This window comes from Ketobacter sp., from assembly GCF_003671495.1.
GTDB lineage: Bacteria > Pseudomonadota > Gammaproteobacteria > Pseudomonadales > Ketobacteraceae > Ketobacter.
Map to the genome: position 1 here is coordinate 194,754 of NZ_RCHN01000045.1, position 21,296 is coordinate 216,049.

Annotated in this window: 18 protein-coding genes; 2 read left to right on the plus strand and 16 right to left on the minus strand. The window is 55.4% G+C overall.

Annotated features, from left to right (window positions below; genetic code table 11):
- Positions 1-37 precede the first annotated feature (37 nt).
- From ccmI to D9N14_RS21260, 4 genes are read right to left on the minus strand one after another with little or no spacing between them, the layout of a single operon-like run.
- Complete coding sequence (ccmI, locus tag D9N14_RS21245; protein WP_290583588.1) at positions 38-1,300, minus strand: c-type cytochrome biogenesis protein CcmI; 1,263 nt, start codon at positions 1,298-1,300, stop codon at positions 38-40.
- A 30-nt stretch (positions 1,301-1,330) separates the two neighbouring features.
- Positions 1,331-1,783, minus strand: coding sequence for a cytochrome c-type biogenesis protein CcmH (locus D9N14_RS21250; protein ID WP_290583590.1), 453 nt, complete (start codon positions 1,781-1,783; stop codon positions 1,331-1,333).
- Positions 1,780-2,322: a DsbE family thiol:disulfide interchange protein gene (locus D9N14_RS21255; RefSeq protein WP_290583592.1), complete on the minus strand. Its 543-nt coding sequence runs from the start codon at positions 2,320-2,322 to the stop codon at positions 1,780-1,782. Before D9N14_RS21255 ends, D9N14_RS21250 begins: the two co-directional genes overlap by 4 nt.
- Positions 2,319-4,307: a heme lyase CcmF/NrfE family subunit gene (locus D9N14_RS21260; protein ID WP_290583594.1), complete on the minus strand. Its 1,989-nt coding sequence runs from the start codon at positions 4,305-4,307 to the stop codon at positions 2,319-2,321. Before D9N14_RS21260 ends, D9N14_RS21255 begins: the two co-directional genes overlap by 4 nt.
- 341 nt (positions 4,308-4,648) lie before the next feature.
- Between D9N14_RS21260 and fabA the strand changes: the two genes are divergently transcribed.
- A complete protein-coding gene (gene fabA, locus D9N14_RS21265) occupies positions 4,649-5,164 on the plus strand; it encodes a 3-hydroxyacyl-[acyl-carrier-protein] dehydratase FabA (RefSeq protein ID WP_290583646.1) in 516 nt (171 codons plus the stop codon).
- A 54-nt stretch (positions 5,165-5,218) separates the two neighbouring features.
- Positions 5,219-6,433, plus strand: a complete 1,215-nt coding sequence (gene fabB / locus D9N14_RS21270) for a beta-ketoacyl-ACP synthase I (protein WP_290583596.1) — start codon at positions 5,219-5,221, stop codon at positions 6,431-6,433.
- 208 nt (positions 6,434-6,641) lie between these two features.
- Here the strand turns inward: fabB and D9N14_RS21275 are convergent, their stop codons facing one another.
- The 12 genes from D9N14_RS21275 to bamA form a co-directional block, all read right to left on the minus strand.
- Positions 6,642-7,730 (minus strand): porin, encoded by a 1,089-nt coding sequence (locus tag D9N14_RS21275; protein WP_290583599.1) that lies wholly within the window; start codon positions 7,728-7,730, stop codon positions 6,642-6,644.
- Between the two features lie 380 nt (positions 7,731-8,110).
- Entirely contained in the window at positions 8,111-8,752 is a 642-nt protein-coding gene (locus tag D9N14_RS21280; RefSeq protein WP_290583601.1) for a DUF2057 family protein, read from the minus strand.
- Positions 8,753-8,836: 84 nt separating this feature from the next.
- Positions 8,837-9,619, minus strand: a complete 783-nt coding sequence (locus tag D9N14_RS21285; RefSeq protein WP_290583603.1) for a sulfite exporter TauE/SafE family protein — start codon at positions 9,617-9,619, stop codon at positions 8,837-8,839.
- On the minus strand, positions 9,619-10,572 hold the full coding sequence (locus tag D9N14_RS21290) for an acetyl-CoA carboxylase carboxyltransferase subunit alpha (protein WP_290583605.1): 954 nt from the start codon (positions 10,570-10,572) through the stop codon (positions 9,619-9,621). The genes D9N14_RS21285 and D9N14_RS21290 overlap by 1 nt, the downstream gene beginning before the upstream one ends.
- Positions 10,573-10,716: 144 nt before the next feature.
- Positions 10,717-14,184 (minus strand): DNA polymerase III subunit alpha, encoded by a 3,468-nt coding sequence (gene dnaE, locus D9N14_RS21295; protein ID WP_290583607.1) that lies wholly within the window; start codon positions 14,182-14,184, stop codon positions 10,717-10,719.
- Between the two features lie 28 nt (positions 14,185-14,212).
- Positions 14,213-14,803: a ribonuclease HII gene (rnhB, locus tag D9N14_RS21300; protein ID WP_290583609.1), complete on the minus strand. Its 591-nt coding sequence runs from the start codon at positions 14,801-14,803 to the stop codon at positions 14,213-14,215.
- Positions 14,793-15,989, minus strand: a complete 1,197-nt coding sequence (gene lpxB / locus D9N14_RS21305; RefSeq protein ID WP_290583611.1) for a lipid-A-disaccharide synthase — start codon at positions 15,987-15,989, stop codon at positions 14,793-14,795. The genes rnhB and lpxB overlap by 11 nt, the downstream gene beginning before the upstream one ends.
- A 13-nt stretch (positions 15,990-16,002) precedes the next feature.
- Positions 16,003-16,770 carry an acyl-ACP--UDP-N-acetylglucosamine O-acyltransferase gene (gene lpxA / locus D9N14_RS21310; RefSeq protein WP_290583613.1) on the minus strand — a complete coding sequence of 256 codons (768 nt, stop codon included), beginning with the start codon at positions 16,768-16,770 and terminating at the stop codon, positions 16,003-16,005.
- A gap of 1 nt (position 16,771) precedes the next feature.
- Positions 16,772-17,209 carry a 3-hydroxyacyl-ACP dehydratase FabZ gene (fabZ, locus tag D9N14_RS21315; RefSeq protein ID WP_290583615.1) on the minus strand — a complete coding sequence of 146 codons (438 nt, stop codon included), beginning with the start codon at positions 17,207-17,209 and terminating at the stop codon, positions 16,772-16,774.
- Between the two features lie 91 nt (positions 17,210-17,300).
- Positions 17,301-18,356: a UDP-3-O-(3-hydroxymyristoyl)glucosamine N-acyltransferase gene (lpxD, locus tag D9N14_RS21320; protein WP_290583617.1), complete on the minus strand. Its 1,056-nt coding sequence runs from the start codon at positions 18,354-18,356 to the stop codon at positions 17,301-17,303.
- A gap of 6 nt (positions 18,357-18,362) precedes the next feature.
- Complete coding sequence (locus D9N14_RS21325) at positions 18,363-18,833, minus strand: OmpH family outer membrane protein (RefSeq protein WP_290583619.1); 471 nt, start codon at positions 18,831-18,833, stop codon at positions 18,363-18,365.
- Between the two features lie 67 nt (positions 18,834-18,900).
- On the minus strand, positions 18,901-21,258 hold the full coding sequence (gene bamA / locus D9N14_RS21330; RefSeq protein ID WP_290583620.1) for an outer membrane protein assembly factor BamA: 2,358 nt from the start codon (positions 21,256-21,258) through the stop codon (positions 18,901-18,903).
- Positions 21,259-21,296 lie beyond the last annotated feature (38 nt).

Here is a 21,296-nt window from a genome sequence, read left to right on the forward strand (position 1 = left end):
ACCGGCATTACATAATCCATTAAGGTAACCGGATGCATTAAGGTCGCTGCGTGTGAATCACCAATTGCACCTGTTTACCGCCATCGCTCAGCTCCAGGGGCTGTGGTGTTGCTTCCCAGTCACCGGATTGGGGAATCGCATTGCCGGTCGCAGAGACCCGGGCCAACACCAGCACATTCTTGAATTTGGACAGCGTCATGGCAGGCGTCATGGCGTTGGCATCACTCAGGGTCACGGTGACCGGCCATTGGGATACCGGTTGCCGCACCACGGCCAGGGGCATGGGGGGACCACTCTGGGCCTTCGCATAAATAAACAGGGTATCCGTGGCGCCAAGGCGGGTCTTCACGTCAGCCGCCACATCCACAGTTACCTGAATGCTGGGGCCACTGCCTGCCACCTGGGGTTGACTGGGTGCAGACTCGCCCATCTGATTACGAGCCACCTCCACACTGCGCTGCAACAGCTGCACGGCACGGGGATCGGGGTTGTCCTGAGCCAGGTAACGTTCCCAAACCGCGATGGCCGCACCGAAATCCCCTTGTTGAAACAGGGCCATCCCCATGGTCATGTAGGGTTTGGGGTTATTGGGCTGGGCTCGCATCACCTGTTCCAGTGTGCCACGAATCTGCGGCGTCATGTTGCCACCATTGGCCGCCAACGTGGCCTGGGTATAACCCATCACAAAATCCACATTGTTGGGCTCCAGGTTCAATGCCCGCTGAAATGCGGTTTCACTCTGTTGGGGTAACTGCACCTGCAGGTAACTGACGCCCAGCAAATACCAGCCCTGAGCATCTTCCGGGTCGGCCTGCAGCTGACGCTGTAACGCCCGGATAAAGTCTGCTACATCGATGTTTTCGTCCTGGATCACCTCGAATTTACCGGCCATCATCAACGGCATCACTCGCGCCATGGTCTCCTGCTTGGCGAACCACTGATTCAGTTCCGGGTGATACCCCTCGCTCCAGTAAACCACGAACGCAGCAACGGGAATCAGCAGTGCCAGGGGAATCACCAGCCATTTGCCTCCCAGCAGACGGGGCTGGTGGCCGTCACGAATGCTGACATCACTCAGCAGAGTCAGCTCCAGCTCCTGGCTCAATTGATCGTATTCCGCCTGGTCCAACCGGCCTTCAGCCAGATCCACTTTCAATTCTGCGATTCGGTCCTTGAACACCGCGGCGTTGATCACATCGCCGGACAGTTCCTGCTGCGGACGGAAGTGTATCAACGGCAGCACAATAATCAGCACACCGATAACAGTCATTGCCCCCAGGGCTACCCACATCAGGGTCATAGTCAGGTTTCCTTAAACAGTAATCCGGCTTCAGTCATCCAGCTTTTTCAGCAGGTCTTCCACCTGTTTATGCTTTTCTGCATCCACACGCACCGGGGCAGACGGCTGGGCTCTCAGTTTACGCACCAGCAAAATGGTCAGGGCCAACAGGGTCAGCACAAAGGGGCCAAACCACAGGAACCAGGTCGCGGGTTTCATGGGTGGGCGGTAGGTAATGAAGTCCCCATAACGTTCCACCATGTAGTCGGTGATCTCGCGATTACTCTTACCCTCGTTGATCAGACGGTAAGTGCGATCCTTGATGTCCTTCGCCAGCCCGGCATTGGAATCCGAAATGTTCTGGTTCTGACATTTGGGGCAACGCAATTCCCCGATCAACACGCGAAAGCGCTGTTCTTTCTCCAGATCATTGAATTCGTAGGCGTCGATGGTGGCGAACGCAGAGCTCCCCATCATCAGCACTAATATCAGCAACGCTCTCATGGCCCTTTGCCTCCCATTTCCTGCCACTTGGGCCACAGCAGCTCACGCCAGTTGTCCGGCGTCACCACCCCCACGTGCCGGTATCGAATCACCCCCTGGGCATCAATCAGAAAGGTTTCCGGCGCACCGTACACCCCAAGGTCCAACCCCAGGTCACCGGCTTCATCATAGATATTCTGCTGGTAGGGATTGCCATTGAACTCCAGGTACTGGATGGCTGCCTCACGCACATCCTTATAGTTGAGGCCCACAATGCGAATCCCGTTTTTTGCCAATTCGTTCAGCACCGGGTGCTCCACTTTGCAGGATGGGCACCAGGTGGCCCACACGTTCAGCAGCAACGGCCCCTTCAGGTTCTGTTCCGATAACATCTGCTGGGGGTCAGCCAGTTCCGGCAATGAGAAGGGTGGAACCTTCTGGTCCACACGGGTGGAAGGCAACAGGGACGGATCGGAATCCAGGGCCCGCAGAAAAAAATAGCCCATGACCAGAAACGCCAGCAGCGGCAGGGAAAATACCAACCATTTAGTTCGACTCATGCGGCATTGCCTCCTGCCAGGCCGCTGGCCAGATTGGACATCTTTTGTTTGACCTTGATGCGGTAGCGACGATCGCTCATGGCAATAAAACCGCCCAACGCCATCACAACACCACCGCCCCAGACCCAGCGCATAAACGGTTTGAAATAAATCCGTACGGCCCAACTGCCATCCTCCAGGGGCTCACCCAATGCCACATACAGGTCACGACTGAACCCGGCATCAATGGCCGCTTCGGTCATCACATCTCGGCGTACGTGGTAACGGCGTTTTTCCGGGGTCAGCAACGCCACCGGTGAACCCGCTTTGGTGACAGAGACAAAGCCCCGGGTGGCAAAATAATTGGGGCCTTCCACTTCCTTCACCCCTTCAAACACAAAATGATATGGCCCGATGTCCACCTCATCGCCCGCGTGCATGCGCACATCGCGCTCCACATCGAAGTTGCTGGTCATCGCCACGCCCGCCACGGTGATCGCCATGCCGATATGGGCCACCAGCATTCCGCGATAACTGAGGGACAAGCGCTTGATACCGGCCCAGGTGCCGGCTTTGGCGGAACGGATCTTCTTCCAGGCATCCAGCACAGAATGGCTGACCACCCACACGCACAGCATTAAGGTCACAAACACCAGCCAGTTCCAACCGGCATCAAAAGCCCACAGGCAGATGGCGGCGGCCGCGATGGAAATCACCGATGCCTGCAGAAAAGAGCGGCGCAGTACCGCGACATTATGCCGTTTCCAGTTCACCAACGGGCCCACCGCCGCAAACACCATCAGCACCAACGCAATGGGCGCAAACGTGGTATTGAAGAAGGGCTCACCCACGGAAATTTTTCCCCACTCCAACACATCAAACAGGATGGGGCTCAAGGTGCCCACCAGCACCACTCCGGTGGCACAAATCAGGATGATATTGTTCACCAGCAGGAACACTTCACGGGAAAACAGATCGTAATGGCTCTCACTGTTCAAGGCCTGGGCGCGAATTGCAAACAGCAACAGCGAGCTGCCCACCACCAACAACAGGAACACCAGCACGAAGAAGCCACGGGTAGGATCAGCCGCAAAGGCATGTACCGACGTCAACACCCCGGAGCGCACCAGGAATGTACCCAATAAACTCAATGAGAATGTGAGGATGGCCAGCAACACCGTCCAGGCCTTGAAGACCCCGCGCTTTTCCGTCACTGCCAGGGAATGCATCAACGCCGTACCCGCCAACCAAGGCATAAAAGAGGCGTTCTCCACAGGATCCCAGAACCACCAGCCGCCCCAACCCAACTCGTAATACGCCCACCAGCTACCCAGAGCGATCCCCAGGGTCAGAAAACACCAGGCCACCGTGGTCCAGGGTCGCGACCAGCGCGCCCAGGCACTGTCCAGGCGCCCCCCCATCAAACCGGCGATGGCAAACGCGAACGCCACCGAAAAACCCACATATCCCATATACAACATGGGGGGATGAACGATCAGGCCAGGGTCCTGCAGCAAGGGGTTGAGATCTGCGCCATCCGGGGGAAAGTCCGGTAGCAGGCGGTCAAAGGGGTTGGATGTGAACAGCAGAAAGGCGTTGAAACCAATGGAAATCAGGCCCATCACCCCCAATACCCGTGACGAGACCACCGTAGGCAAGTGATGGCTCCACAGCGCCACTGCAGCGGTCCAGCCGGACAACACCAGGGACCACAGCAACAGGGAGCCTTCGTGGCCGCCCCACACCGCGGATATCTTGTAACCCACCGGCAACAGGGTGTTGGAGTGGTTGGCCACATAAGACACGGTGAAATCGTTGATTACAAAGCTGTAGGCCAGCAACACAAAGGCCCCCAGCAGGAAGGAAAACTGACCATAGGCCGCCGGCCGGGCCACGGCCATCCAGCGCTCGTTACCGAGGGTAGCCCCGGCCAGTGGTACAATCGCCTGAACCGTGGCCAGCACCAGGGTCATCACAATGGCAAAATGCCCTATTTCCGGAATCACGCACCAACCTCTCTGAGTCGTTATATCGCTGAAAAATCCGCCGCTTACCTTACCACAAAGCCCACCTCTGCCCTAGCTTTCCACGCCAATCGTGACCGTGCGGCCCAAGCCTCTGTGCCTGGAACACATTCCCATACAAATTAGGCTTCCAAGCGGTCGATTCTTACTCCCAGAACCGCTAACATGTGGCCCTGAGTACCAAAGTAAGTATGCACAGGCTGTAGTCACCTCGAGACGAACAACAATAACTATCCGTATCGTTGGCCTGGCACATGGGAATGCCATCTCGAAATCCGATCAATCGGCCTGACAACTCGTTCACCAACAAGACCTTTTTAATGATGATTCAAAAAAGCTCATACACTCTTGAAGAACTCTTGGACTGCGGACACGGCAAAATGTTCGGCCCCGGCAACGCACGTTTGCCTTTGCCCAACATGCTGATGATGGATCGCGTTACCCACATCAGTGCCGAGGGCGGCACCCACGGCAAAGGCGAGATCATCGCCGAACTGGACATCACACCCGATCTTTGGTTCTTCGCCTGCCATTTTGAAGAAGACCCGGTGATGCCCGGCTGCCTGGGACTGGACGCCATGTGGCAACTGATCGGCTTCTTCCTGGGCTGGAAAGGCAACAAGGGTCGCGGCCGCGCCCTGGGTGCCGGCGAAGTGAAATTCTTTGGCCAGGTGTTACCCACCGCCAAAACTGTACGTTATGAAATCCAGATGAAGCGCGTGATTGAGCGCAAACTGGTGATGGGAATCGGCGATGCCTCCCTGCAGGTGGATGGCCGGGAAATTTACACCGCCAAGGACCTTCGCGTAGGACTGTTCACCTCCACCGACAGCTTCTGATCCTGGCCTATAACAACGATAATAAGCAACGCGACACAAACAAAGGGTATTACCATGAAACGTGTAGTGGTTACAGGCATGGGCATCGTGTCCTGCCTCGGCAACGATAAAGACAGCGTCACCGCTTCCTTGCGCGCAGGCCGTTCCGGCATTCGCTTCAAAGAAGAATACAAGGAGATGGGCCTGCGCAGCCATGTGGCCGGTCAGGTTGACATCGACATCGCTGAGCATATTGATCGCAAACCTTTGCGCTTTATGGGTGACGCAGCCGCCTACGCCTATATTGCCATGGGCCAGGCCATTACCGACGCTGGGTTGAGTGAAGACCAGGTGTCCAACATCCGCACCGGCATCGTGGCCGGTTCCGGCGGCGGCAGCTCCAAAAACCAGGTGGAAGCCGCCGACATCCTGCGGGAAAAAGGCGTCAAGCGCATTGGCCCCTATATGGTGCCGCGGGTGATGACCAGTACCATTTCCGCCTGCCTGGCGACACCGTACAAAATCAAAGGCGTGAACTACTCCATCACCTCCGCCTGCGCCACCAGCTCCCACTGCATTGGCCACGCCATGGAACTGATCCAACTGGGCAAACAGGATGTGGTATTTGCCGGCGGCGGCGAAGAGGAACACTGGGCCCTGACCATGATGTTTGACGCCATGGGCGCCCTCTCCACCAAATACAACGACACCCCGGACAAAGCCTCCCGCGCCTTCGACGCCAGCCGTGACGGGTTCGTGATCGCCGGTGGCGGTGGCATGCTGGTGCTGGAAGAATATGAGCACGCCAAGGCCCGCGGCGCCAAGATCTATGCCGAACTGGTGGGCTATGGTGCCACCTCCGACGGCAGCGACATGGTTGCGCCCTCCGGTGAAGGAGCCATGCGCTGCATGCAAATGGCTCTCTCCACCGTAAACACCCCCGTCGACTACATCAATGCCCACGGCACCAGCACCCCGGTGGGTGATGCGGCCGAGATCGGCGCGGTGCGGGAAGTATTCGGTGCCGATATGCCGGTGGTGGGCTCCACCAAATCACTCACCGGCCACTCGCTGGGCGCTGCCGGTGTACAGGAGGCCATCTACAGCCTGCTGATGCTGGAGAACGACTTCATCGCGGAATCCATCAACATTGAACAACTGGATGCCAAGATCGAAGGTGCCAACATCGCCCGCAAGCGCAAGGACAACGCCGGCCTGAAGACCGTGATGTCCAACAGCTTCGGCTTTGGCGGCACCAACGCCACGCTGGTATTCAGCAAGATCGACTGATGGTTGTGTAACTACGTTGTGTAACTACGCCGCGTAAACCACACAAGACGTGAGCCAGAAACCATGGCCGGACAAAAGGGCAGCGAAAGCTGCCCTTTTTTATTGAAGCGCTTTTATTGAGATGCCTGGGTGGTAAAGCAAGAAACGCAGACATAAAAAAACGCCCGCATGATGCGGGCGTTTTTTGTAAGCTCTGATCTAAGAGAGATTAGAACTTGTGGACGATACCCAGATCAAACTTGTCAGAAGTTTGCTCTTCACCGCCATCAACGTCGAACTCATATCCAACAGTAGTGAACTGAGCATACAGGTTAGTTTGCTTGCTGAGAATATAGTCTGCACCTACAGCGAACAGTTCTGAGTCAACTTCTTCGCCACCATCATTGTCTTCCAACGTGGTCATACCGTACTGGGCTTTCAATTTGATTGCATCAATCTTGAAAGAACCGCTCAGCAGGAATCCGCTCTGCTCGAAATCACCATCCACATCAGCATCGGATGTTTCAGCAACTTGGTACATCGCACCCAATTGAATGGCGTCCAGATCGAACACACCCACTAACCGAGTGGTATCCATCGGGGCAGAGAAGTCTTGGATGTTAAATCCACTATCAATGTAAAAGCGAACATCGCTTGTAACTTCTGAGTCGTGTGCAATTGCGGCATAGATGTTATCTGCATTGAACGTTACAGAAGCCGAGAACGAATCCGCTGGTCCATCCTTTGGATCATCATTAGTATCAGATTCATACTCTTCACCAGGCGCAAACGCGAAGTTAATCTGCAGACCGCCCATTTCTGGGGAAGAATACTGAAGAATGTTGTTTATACGGTTCTCACCAGCGAAGATGTATTTGATATCACCGGTAGTATCACCGAACAAATCAATCTTTCCTTGGGCTTTCTTCAAAGGAGTATCAAACTTACCCGCTTTAAACGTACCGAAGCCACCCTCAAGACCTACAAAACGGTCACGGTGAGACATATCAGCTGAACCGCCATCAATATCAACACCCCATTCAATCTGGTAAATGGCTTTCAGATTGTCATTGATGTCTTCAGAGCCCTTAACCCCAAAACGAGAGTTGTAGCTTGTCAACTCCCAGCGATCGGATGAGGTAACATCGACTGAAGCTGGCGGGATAGTGCCGTCTTCAATATCAAAGTCATAAGCATAATCAACATCTGACATGCCGTAAGCGAGGTTGATTTTGCCGTAAAAGTTGACATCAGCCATTGCTACGCCAGGCATAGCAATCGCAGCACCAATAGCTAAGGGAAGCAATTTGATTTTCATTTTTCTCTCCTAGAGGGTCCGAGGTTTTTCGCAAATTTGTCGGCTTACGAACGCAGCGAAGTATGAATAAGCTATATGACACTTTCGTGACAAACGGATTATTCAAAGGACATTATCTGCATGATTTCTATACGAAGAACAGGGTGTATAGTGTATTCCCAACTGCACACCCTCATAGTCGGGTATCTCCGTATTTTTTTAATAATATCCTTTAGCTGCGTGGGTTCGTTAATCCGAAAATCACGCGATATCGTCTAAATCCTTCATTTAGCGATGTTTCGATTATATGACAATTGAGTGAAAAGCAACGGTTTTGGTGCACCTTTTTCGCTCAAAAAACGCACCAAAATAATAATATGATACAAATACAGTGCAGCGTACTATTGCCCGGTGGACAACCAGGAACGGAAGGCTTCTCGTTCTTCCTCAGTGGCCCGACTCCAGACGGACTTCAGCTGCTCCAACGACGATGCAGCCGCCTCCACCTGTGCCACCGGTACCTGATCGCTTTCAAATTCGTAGACCGGAGTCACTGCGGACTTTAACTCTGTGAGGAACGTTCTGGGGCGGCTCAGTTCTTGCGAAGCCTCGATTTCGGTTCCGGTTTTCGCATCAATCACACTGAACTCCGGTGCTTCGGCGAACGTCTTGGCCGCTTCCAAATTGGACTGCTTCGGATTCACCACTTTATAGGTTTTGCCCGCCTCCGCCTTAAAGGTGACCTTGGCCGGTCTGGAAACCACTTTCTCGTGTTCATCCGCACTCACGTTGAACAGATCAGAATACGCCAGCAGCAGAACCCGTTGGCCGGCGTCCACACGATAGGTGATCTCCTGCCCGATAAACCCCTCATGCACTTCATCGTTATCAACGTATTTGATCAGCACCGTTCCGGAAGATGTCACCAGCGCGGTGTTGGTCTCCGGGCCCTGATAGGCCACCTGCACCTGTTGATTGGCGCAACTCGTCAGGAATGTCACAGTGGAAAGAGTCGCGAAAAGGTAAGTTGAGAAACGCTTCATTTGGGAATCCTTAGTTCTGATCAGCCAGCCCGCACCATATTACAAAATAATGACATTGGAGTGACAATACCTGAAACAATTACATCAGCCTAACAGCAGCTTGACACCCACCAGTAGCAACAGGCCGGCAAAGATCTTTTTGAGGGTGGCCGCCGGCAATCGATGCGCCAGGCGCGCGCCCACCAGGGCGAACAGCACACTGGTGACCGCGATACCCAATAACGCCGGCAGATAAACATAGCCCAGACTGTATTCGGGTACGGGTTTATCCCACCCGGCCAGAACAAAGCCCAGGCTGCCGGCCAGGGCGATGGGCATGCCGCCAGCCGCAGAAGTCGCCACCGCCTGCTGCATTTTGACGTTACACCAGGTGAGAAACGGCACGCTGAGAGATCCTCCGCCGATGCCGAAAATGGCAGACACCGCGCCGATGATGCCACCGGTCAGGGACAAGCCAAGCGCGCCTGGCAGCTCACGGGAACCCCGGGGTTTGACGCCGGAAGCCATCTGAATGGCGATCAGTATGGCGAACACACCAAAGAGAATCTGTAACAGGCGACCGTGAATGACATCCGCCAGTTTAGCCCCCAGGAATGCCCCCACGGCGAGGCCCAGTGCATACCAGGTGAGGATCGGCCACAGCACCGCACCTTTCCTGTGATGCTGATACACGGAACCAAAGGAAGTGAGGATGATGGTGGCCAGGGAGGTGCCCACCGCCATGTGGGTCAGCACCTCCGGAGGAAAGCCAAGCAGGCTGAAAGAATAAATCAGAACCGGGACAATGATCAGTCCCCCGCCGACACCCAACAAGCCAGCGGCAAGCCCCGCCATCACACCGAGGGCGGGGTAAATCAGGAACTCCATTAGCCGCTGAAACCGTAGCTCATCAGACGTTGATAGCGTTCCACCATCAGGGTTTCTTCGTCTTTGGCGGTCAGTCGCTCCAGGTTCTCAATGAGCGAGGCCTTCAGCGAATCGGCAATGGCGTCGTGGTTGCGATGACCACCACCCAGGGGCTCAGGAATGATCTGGTCCACCAGGCCCAGCTCATGCAGGCGCTTGGCGGTGAGGCCCATGGCTTCCGCCGCTTCGGACGCGTACTCCGCGCTCTTCCACAGAATGGAAGCACAGCCTTCGGGGGAGATCACCGAATAGGTGCTGTACTGCAGCATCTGCAGGTGATCGCACACACCGATGGCCAAGGCGCCACCGGAGCCACCCTCACCGATGACGGTGGCAATGATCGGGGTGCGCAGGCTGGCCATTACGGCCAGGTTACGGGCAATGGCCTCACTTTGACCGCGCTCCTCCGCTTCGATGCCGGGATAGGCTCCCGGGGTATCGATAAAGGTCAGCAACGGCATTTTGAAGCGCTCCGCCATGTGCATGAGGCGCATGGCTTTGCGGTAACCTTCCGGTTGCGGCATGCCGAAGTTGCGCCGTACTTTCTCTTTTACATCGCGGCCTTTCTGATGGCCGATGATCATCACCGGCTTGCCATCCAACCGGGCGACACCGCCCACAATGGCTTTGTCGTCGCCGAAGGTACGGTCACCGTGCAATTCATCAAATTCTGTGAAAATCCGCTTCACGTAATCCAGCGTATAAGGACGCTTTGGATGACGGGCCAATTGGGCGATCTGCCAGGACGACAGGTTGGAGAAAATGGATTCCGTCAGCGACAGGCTCTTGTCCTTGAGCTGCTTCACTTCGCTGGTAATGTTCAATGCAGCACCATTGCCCATGCTGCTCAATTCTTCAATCTTGGATTCCAGTTCGGCAATCGGTTGTTCGAAATCCAGATAGTTAGGATTCATAAAGCTCTGATCCTGTTTAATTGTTATCGGCGACGTGCCTGTGAGTATCTTTCAGGGCAATACCTTACGTGATGCCCTGCCCGGTGTCGAGATTTAGGCAAAGGGAGCGTCATCGATTTTGTGGCAAAATGTTATGGAAGAATCTCAGCGATACAAAACCGTTAAGGCGCGTTCACCGCACAGCTGTTCTAATTGCTTTATCAATTCAGCCTTGGGGGAGATACGCCACTCATCCCCCAGGTACAAACGCCCTTTGGCGCCGGGGCGGGAATACTGAACCCGAACTTTGCAGCCCCCTTCCCGATAGGGCGCCAGAGCGGATTGCAGTTTCTGGCTGAAATCCGGACCCAACGCGGTCTGCCCAATATCCAGACTGATCAGGCGGGCGTAGTTTTCCCGCGCCTGGGCGATACCGAACACCTTGCGGGTCACCATTTTGAGGCCGCCGGAGTAGTCGTCAATACTGACCTCCCCTTCCACCACCAACACCGCATCCTTGACCAGTTGATCCTTATACTCTTCATAGGTGTCGGAGAAAATGGAGATTTCAAGGCGGCCGCTCTTGTCATCCAGGGTCAGGAACGCCATTTTGTCGCCGCGTTTGTTCTTCATCACCCGCTGGGCGATCACCAGTCCCGCCACAATGGTTCGGGATTCCCGGCTGCTGCCCGGCTTGACGTCGGCGATGCGACTGGTGACGAAGTGGGAAATCTCCTCCAGGTACTGATCAATGGGATGGCCGGTCAAATACAGTCCCAGCGTATCCTTTTCACCGTTCAGGCGCTCATCATCACTCCAGGGTTTCACCCGCGCCCATTCCGGTTCCGGCCGCTCTTCCTCTTCCACCGCGCCGAACATGTCCATGATGCCCAGGTCCTGGTTCTTGCTTTCCTGCTCCGCGTAACGCATGGCCTCTTCCAGGCTGGCCATAAGGGTAGCGCGATCCGGTCCCAGTTTGTCTAGGGCACCGGCGCGAATCAACGCCTCCATGGAACGCCGATTGAGCTTTTTCATATCCAGGCGGCGGCAGAACTCAAACAGGTTTTTAAAGGGTTTGCCGTCTTCGCGCCCTTCCAGAATTGCCTCGATGGGGCCTTCCCCCAACCCTTTGATGGCCCCCAGGCCGTAGACAATCTGTTGCTGCTCATCGACGGTGAACTTGTATTCACTGACGTTCACATCCGGCGACACGATGGCCAGCTTCATGCGACGACACTCGTCGATCAGGGTCACCACCTTGTCGGTGTTGTGCATATCCGCCGACAGCACCGCTGCCATAAAGCCGGCCGGGTAATGGGCTTTCAACCAGGCGGTCTGGTACGACACCAGGGCGTAGGCGGCGGAGTGGGATTTGTTAAACCCGTACTTGGCAAACTCTTCCATGGTGTCGAAGATCTCACCGGAGAGTTTGGGGTCGATCCCGTTCTTGGCGGCGCCGTCCACAAACAGCCCCCGCTGCTGGGCCATGACGTCGGCTTTTTTCTTACCCATGGCCCGGCGTAGCAGGTCCGCACCGCCCAGAGTGAAATCCGCCAACACCTGGGGAATCAGCATGACCTGTTCCTGATAGAGGATGGTACCGTAGGTGGTGTCCAGGACCGGTTTCAGATCAGGATGAGGGTAATCCACTTTCTGACGGCCGTGCTTACGGGCGATAAAATCATCCACCATGCCCGATCCCAAAGGCCCTGGGCGGAACAACGCCACCAGTGCCACGATGTCTTCAAAGGTGCTGGGCTTCAGGCGTTTGATCAGGTCTTTCATACCGCGGGATTCCAACTGGAACACGGCGGTGGTTTCCGCTTTTTGCAGCAGGTCGAAAGAGGCCTGATCATCCAGCGGAATGCGATCGATATCCACCGGTGGCTTGCCCTGCTTCGCCAGCATGGGGTTGATGGTTTTCAACGCCCAGTCGACGATGGTCAGGGTACGCAGCCCCAGGAAGTCGAACTTCACCAGGCCGGCGGCTTCCACGTCATCCTTGTCGAACTGGGTCACCAGGTTGTTGCCCTGCTCATCGCAATAGAGGGGCACGTAATCGGTCAATGCGGACGGTGCAATCACCACACCTCCGGCGTGCTTGCCCACATTGCGGGTGATGCCTTCCAGCTTGAGGGCCATGTCCAGCAGCTCGCGGATTTCCTCATCCCGGTCGTACAGCTCCTGCAGCTGCGGCTCCTGCTCCATGGCCTTGCTCAGGGTCATGCCCACTTCGAACGGAATCAGCTTGGCGATCCGATCCACAAAACCGTAGGAACGCCCCTGCACCCGCCCCACATCCCGCACCACCGCCTTGGCGGCCATGGAACCAAAAGTGATGATCTGGCTCACCGCATTTCGACCGTACTTTTCGGCCACGTAATCAATAACCCGATCCCGTCCGTCCATGCAGAAGTCGACGTCAAAGTCGGGCATGGAAACCCGCTCGGGATTCAAAAAGCGCTCGAACAGAAGGTCGTATTCCAGCGGGTCCAGGTCGGTGATCTTGAGCACATAAGCCACCAACGAACCGGCACCGGAACCCCGCCCCGGCCCCACCGGTACGCCGTTGTTTTTGGCCCACTGGATGAAGTCCGCCACGATCAGGAAGTAGCCGGGGAAACCCATCTGGATGATCACATCCAGCTCCACCTGCAAACGTTCATCATAGGGTTTGCGGATCTCGGCAAAGTCCGGGGCATTCACATCAAACAGAAAGGCAAGGCGCTCTTCCAACCCCTTTCTGGATTCGGCAATGATGAAGTCATCCAGGGTCATGCCGTCCGGCACTGGATAATCTGGCAGATAATAGGTGCCCAGGGGAATCTCAAAACTGCACCGGCGGGCAATTTCCAGTGTGTTCTCAATGGCCTCGGGAATATCCTGGAACAATTCCCACATTTCCTCCGGCGACTTCAGGTACTGCTCTTCGCTGTAACGCTGCTCCCGGCTGGGGTCTTCCAGGGTCCAGCCCTCATAAATGCAGACCCGCACTTCGTGGGCTTCAAAGTCTTCCCGCTTGAGAAAGCGAACATCGTTGGTGGCCACCACAGGACAGTCGGTTTTATAGGCCAGCTCCACCGCCAGATGCAGGTAGGTTTCGTCATCCTGTCGCCCGGTGCGTTGCAGCTCCAGATAAAATGAATCGGGGAACAGACGGTTGTACTCCTGCACCAGCTCCAATGCCCGCTCCTGCTTGCCGCTCAGGAGTGCTCGGCCGATTTCGGCCTGCTTGCCGCCGGAAAGGCAAATCAAACCTTCGGTTTTCTGGCTCAGGTAATCCCGGGAGATGATCGCTTTATCGAGTTTTTGTCCATGCAGATAGGACTCGGACACCAGCTCGGTCAGATTGCGGTAACCCTGCAGGCTTTTTGCCAGCAACACCACTTGTGAAGGCGGCTCGTCGGGCTGGACGGACTCAATCAAGACATCGGCGCCATAAATGGGTTTGATGCCCGCGTCCATGGTGGCGCGCTGAAATTTCACCAACGCGAACATGTTGCAGAAGTCGGTGAGAGCCAATGCCGGCATGGCCATTTCGGAGCACTGCTTGGCCAACGGTTTGATTCGAACCAACCCATCCACCAGTGAATATTCGGAATGAACGCGCAAATGTACGAATGGCTGAGTCATGTCAGAACACCTGAAGTGGATTACGGAATCAGGTCAATAACCTGGCTACCGGGCCGAACGTTCGGCGATGAATGTCGGTGGGGCCCAGTTTCTGCAGGGCCTCCATGTGCACTTTGGTGGGGTAGCCCTTGTGCTTGGCGAAACCGTAACCAGGGTACACCAATTCCAGACGGTCCATTTCCCGATCGCGGGTGACTTTCGCCAGAATCGAAGCAGCACTGATGCAAGGCTCGGTCAGGTCGCCCTTCACGATGGCCTGGCTGGGACAAGGGAGCTTTGGACAACGGTTACCATCCACCAATGCAAATTCCGCCTGGGGTGAAAGCTGCTCCACCGCGCGCTGCATGGCCAACATACTGGCATGAAGGATATTCAGCGAATCAATCTCTTCCACCTCGGCTCGGCCAATCGCCCAGGCCAAGGCATCGCGCTGAATAATATCGAACAGTTGATCCCGCTTCTTCTCGGTGAGTTTTTTGGAATCCGTGAGCCCGGCAATCGGTTTGGCGGGATTGAGGATCACTGCGGCGGCCACCACGGCACCGGCCAATGGGCCACGCCCCACTTCATCCACACCAGCAACGAGCTTCCCCTGGGAAAAATTCATTTCACCCTGCATCCACCACCCCCTGGCGGACGCAGGAATCCTTTCCGGAAAGCAATTCCACAATGGCCTGGGCAGCCTGTTCACTGGCGTTCAGATTCAGCTGCTCATGGATTTCACCGAAACGGGCCTGCATGGTTTTGCAGCGTTCCGGATCCTGCATCAGGCTGTACAACTCCCGTGCCAGGGTTTCCGGAGTCGCCGCTTCCTGCAAAAATTCGGGGGCAATTTCCTCGTCCGCCAGCAGGTTTGGCAATGCGATAAATTTGTTCTTCACCAAAGGGGAGAAAATCGCGTGGGACAGGGCACCCCAGCGGTAGGCCACCACCAGAGGACGCTTCAGCAACATGGCTTCCAGGGTAATGGTGCCAGAGGTGGCCAGCACAAAATCCGCCCCCGCCATTACTTCACGGGCATGGCCGTCCACCAGTTTGATTGGCAGTTCCGCATCGAATTGCAACAGCTGCATCTCGAACTGCTGGCGACGCTGCTCATTGGCCAGCGGCACGATGAACTTCACCTGGGGGCACATGATATGCACCATGCGCATGGTTTCCAGAAACAGGGGTGCCATGTATTTGAGCTCACCACCACGGCTGCCCGGCAATACCGCCACCACCTTGTCGGCAGGGGCGTATTCCCAATAACGTTTGGCCCGATCGTGATCAATACTCTGGTCAATGTCCGTCGCAAACGGGTGACCGACAAATTTGACCGGCATGTCGAAGCGCTGATAGAAGTCCGCCTCAAACGGCAGCAGGGTCAGCATCAAATCCACATCCCGGCGAATTTTGAACACCCGCTTTTGCCGCCAGGCCCACACAGTGGGCGACACATAATGGGCGGTCTTCACGCCGTGGCGTTTCAGGTATCCTTCCAAAGGCAGATTGAAATCCGGTGAATCGATGCCGATAAACAGATCAATTTTTTCATCAAGGAAACGTTGCTTGAGGGTTTTGCGGATACGCAGCAGTTCACGCAACCTGCCCAGCACCGCGAACAGCCCCATGACACTGAGGCGGTCAATGGGGAACAGGGTTTCGCACCCGGCCTGAATCATTGCCGGCCCACCGATGCCAAAGATCTTGGCGTTGGGCCAATAGGCTTTGAGAGACCGGATCAGGCCAGCACCCAGCTGGTCACCCGACATCTCTCCAGCGACAATACCAATGGTGATGTCTGCGTGATCCGGCGTGGACATAATGCTCCCAGGCTTAACGGGCTATTCCGCGATTGGAGGTTTTGATGGAGTCCAGAAACAGCTGCAGATACTGATCCTCTGGCTTGGCCTCCAATTGCGCCAACGCCTGCTCCAGTTTCAACCCGCGCATGTAGACCGTCTTGTAAGCATCTTTGAGCAGAGACATGGTTTCTTTACTGAATTTGCGCCGACGCATGCCTTCAAAGTTCATCCCTGCGGGTCGAGCGGGGTTACCGGCCACCATCATGAAAGCCGGTACGTCCTTACCGGTGAGAGCACCCATGCCGAGCATGGCATACGGGCCCACATGACAGAACTGATGAGCCCCGGAAAAGCCGGCAAAGATAACATCATGGGCGACATGGACATGGCCGGCCATGGTGGCATTGTTGGCAAATATATTATCGTTACCGATGACACAATCGTGAGCCACATGTACGTAAGACATCACTAAATTGCGGTTGCCGATGCGGGTCACACCCTCATCCTGCACGGTACCCCGGTGGATGGTGCAGCACTCACGGAAATGGTTGTCGTCACCGATTTCCAGGCTGGTGGGTTCACCTTTGTACTTTTTGTCCTGGCAGTCTTCCCCGATGGAGGCAAACTGAAAAATACGATTACGCTTGCCAATCCGGGTAGGGCCTTTGATACAGGCGTGGGAGTGGATGACCGTGCCGGAGTCCACGGTGACACCCGGACCAATATAGGTAAACGGGCCAACCTCCACATCAGAGGCCAGCTCAGCTTTTGGATCAACGACTGCTTGTGGATGGATCAATCTATAAATCCCTTTCAGCACAGGTTATGTCGGAAACGGCGACTTCCTCGCCATCAACCGTCGCCACGGCATGGAACTTCCAGATAGTACGTTTTCTGGTTTTAATAGTCGCTCGAATTTTTAACTGTTCCCCCGGCACCACCGAACGGCGGAACTTGGTCTTGTCGACAGAGGCCACCACGTACACCTTGTTGGCTTCCGCCTTCTGACCCACGGTCTTGAACGCCAGCAATCCTGCAGTCTGGGCCATGGCCTCAATGATCAACACCCCGGGGAAGATGGGATTGTCCGGAAAATGGCCTTCGAACACGGGTTCGTTGTTGGAGATGCCCCGTACAGCAACGATGTACTCCCCTTCCACCAGCTCCAGCACCCGGTCCACCTGCAGGAAGGGGGCTCTGTGTGGGAGAATTTCCTTGATTTCGTTAATATTCATCATAGTTCAAACGGTAGGATTTATCTCATTGTAAATCACTAGCTTATGGACATTCCAGCCACAAATCACGTCCATTAACGTAACACGATATGTCTTACTTGCTGCTGACCAGCAGTGATTTAAGCTGCTTTTCCAGGCGGCTGATCCGGCGGGCCATGTCGTCCAGGCTGCGAAAGCGGGCTGCATTTTTCCGCCACTCAGCGGTTTTGGACATGGCAGTACCGGATGAATATGACCCCGGCTCAGCGATGCTCTTGGTGATGGCGCTGCGCATGGTGAGATGAACCCGGTCGGCGATCTCCAGGTGACCGGCAATGCCCACGGCCCCCGCAATCGTGCAGTATTTGCCGATACGCGTGCTGCCGGCAATGCCGGTACAACCCGCAATGGCGGTTCCCTCACCAATTTCCACGTTGTGTGCTATCTGGATCTGGTTATCCATGATGACCCCATTACCAATCAAGGTATCCTGAATAGCCCCACGGTCGATGGTGGTATTGGCACCCACTTCAACATCATTACCAATGGTCACCCCACCCAGCTGGGCGATTTTTTTCCATTGCCCGGCTTCGTTGGCAAAGCCGAAGCCGTCCGCTCCAATCACCACACCGCCATGGAAGGTGCAACGATCACCCACGGTCACACCGTGATACAGGGTCACGTTGGCGTGGAACAGGCAATCGTTGCCGATTCGGCTGTGGGGGCCAATCACCGAACCGGCCCCCACTTCCACATTGTCACCCAGCTGAACGCCGGCTTCGATCACGGCTTTTGGCCCAATACGACAGCCAGCCCCCATCACCACTCCGTCCGCCACATAGGCACTGGGATGGACACCCGCCGCCGGCCGCGGACGACGGTCGAAAAAGTGGGATACCCGGGAGTACACCAGATAGGGATTATCCGTCAGCAGCGCTGCCACCGGGCATTCGTCTGCGAACCGGGGTTGCAGGATAACCGCCGTGGCGCCCGTGGTTGCGAGCTGGCTGCGATACAGGGGGTTCGCCAGAAAACTGAGCTGACCACTTTGAGCCGCCGCCAGAGTGGCCATACCCTTCACTTCCAGGGCTGGGTCCCCTTGCAGCTCGACCCCCAATGCCTGGGCCAGTTCACCCAAAGGCCAGGCATCCCGCACCGCAACACTTTTCATGGCTGATTAATCTTTAATGCTGTTCATTTTGGTGACCACCAAGTCCGTGATGTCGAGGCTGGGGTTAAGATCCAGCACCGCTTCACGTCGCAATACCATATCGATTTTCTGCTCAGCAATGATCTGCTTCATGGCCTGCTGGAATTTGGGCAACATGGATTCCACCACCTGACGCTGGTCAGCCTGACCGCTTTGCTTCAGTTGCTGCTCCTTGAACTTCAGTTCCTGGGCAATTTCCATCAGCTCTTTTTCCAGTTTATGACGCTCATCAGTGGACATCACCGCACCGTCTTTCTGAATTCGGTCCTGCAGTTTTTTCCCTTTCATGTTCAGGGCTTCCAGGCCGGCTTTCTCTTTCTCGAACTCGCCCTTCAGCTTTTCGATTTTGATTTTGCCTTCTTCAGTGGACATCACGGCACGCAATACATCCACGGTGACAATCTTGGGTGTTTCGGCCGCCATCAGAGTTTGGGCCATGAACAATCCTACCAGCACTACCAGAAACTTTTTCACTATAAACCTCATTACCTGCGTGTGTTCTTTATTAGAAAGGCTGCCCCAGAGAGAACTGGAACGCCTGTATATCATCACCGGGCTGGTCGTTAAAGGCTTTGGACAAGCTGAACGATAACGGACCGATACCGGTAATCCAGGACAGGGCAATACCCGCCGACATGCGTATTTCATCCACTTCGAAACCATATTCCTCTTTGCGATGAGTATCAAACACGTTACCCGCGTCAATGAAGAGCAGGGTACGGAAGGAGCGGTTGTCCTTCACAAAGGGCATGGGGAAAATGAATTCTGCACTGCCTTCCACCAGCAGGTTACCACCAATGGCCCTTGGATCGCCAAAATCATAGGCAGACTGGATTTCGCGAGGCCCCAGGGACCGATCCTCATAACCGCGGATGGAACCAAAACCGCCGGCGTAATAGTTCTCATAGAACGGTGGCGTATCATCCGCTCCATAGGCATCCATATAGCCCAGCTCCGAGCGCAGCCGCAAGGTCCAGTCCTGGGTCAGCGGGAAGTACTTCTGCGACTGGAATGTGGACTTGAAATACTCCAGGTCACTGCCGGGCGACGTCACCTGCAGGGACACGCTATGGGAGGAGCCCCTGGTGGCGAACACCCCACGGTTCAAGGTGCTGATGCTCCAGCTGCCAGTAAGCGGGAAGTTGGTGAACTTGTCCGACTGGGTATACTCGCCATTGATATTGGCCTCATAGAGGTCATAGCCCACCAGTTCCCACACCTGAATCGGGGAGCGTTGGCTGGCGTACACCGTGACATTCTCAAAGCCAATGCCAAAGCTCAGTCGGGAGATGTCGCTGGTGGGGTAACCAAAGGTCAGGTTGCCACCAAAGCGATCCGAGGCCCAGTTGGAGATAACGTCGTCTTCACTGATGTCGGTCTGTTGATAGAACAGTGAAAAGCCCCGGGAAACGCCGTCAATGGTGTAATAGGGATCAAGGAAGGAGAAGCTGACGCTGTCCCGGATATCGCTGCGGTTGGCGGCAATGCTGACCCGGTTACCGGTACCCAGGAAGTTGGTCTGGGACAGGTTGGCACCGAACACAAAGCCGGTGCCCTGCTGATAGCCCACACTGGCACCGATGGAGCCGGAAGGTTGCTCTTCCACAGAATAATTGACGTCCACCTGATCATCTTCGCCAGGAACACGAGGGGTTTCCACCGTCACCCCCTTGAAGAAGCCCAGTCGTTCCAATCTCACCTTGGAGTTCTCGATCAACTGGCCCGAGGCCCAGGCGCCTTCCATCTGCCGCATTTCCCGGCGCAGAACCTCATCCCGGGTTTTAGTATTGCCGAAGAAATTGATGCGACGCACATACACCCGGGTACCGGCGTCCACATAAAAGGTCACATCCACCGTGTTGTCACCGTTCTGTGACAACGAGGGTACGCCATTGACGTTGGCGAAGGTATAACCTTCATTACCGAGACGCTTGGAAATCAGCTCATTGGAGGTGGTCACCAGGGCACGGGAGAACGTCTGCCCCGGCTGCAGCAGGATGAGTCGGCGCAACTCCGCCTCAGGCACCTTGAGATCACCGGTGAGTTTCACTTCATTGACGGTAAAGCGTTCCCCTTCCGAGACGTTCACTGTGATGTAGACTTCCGATTTTTCCGGGGTTACGGAAACCTGAGTGGATTCCACCCGGAAATTCACGTAGCCGCGGTCCTGATAGTAGGAAGACAACTTTTCCAGGTCGCCGGACAATTTCTCGCGGGAGTATTTATCGTCGCCTTTGAAAAAGGAAAACATGTGGGATTCCTTGAGGTCGAACTCCTCCACCAACAGCTCATCGGGGAACACGGTGTTGCCAACAATGTTCACTCCGGAAATGGTGGCTACATCCCCTTCTTTAATGGTGATATGGATCGCCACCCGGTTACGGGGCAAGGGCTTCACCACCGGGTCCACCCGGGCGCCATAGCGGCCCTGGGCAATATACTGGCGCTCCAACTCGACTTTGAGCCGGTCCAGGGTCACCCGTTGGAACACGCTGCCCTCGCTGAGGCCGGCCTGGGACAGGCCTTCCATCAGGTTTTCGGTTTCAATGGATTTGTTGCCTTCCAGCTCGATGCTGGCGATAGAGGGACGCTCGCTGACCTGAACGATGAGGATATCCTCATCCCGCAGCAGATTGATGTCCTGGAAATTGCCGGTCTTGAACAGGATGCGGGCGGAACGGGCCAGCACATTGTCATTCACCTCATCCCCCACCCGTAACGGCAATACATTAAATACTGCACCGGCGGAAATACGTTGCAATCCTTCTATTCGAATATCTTTTATGACGAAGGAGTCTGCTGTCGCTGCGTTTGCCACAATGGCCACCCACAACAACAGCACAAAACGGGTAATTCGATTCATTTAACGCTCAAGTCCGCAGGAAAATCAATTGGTCCTAA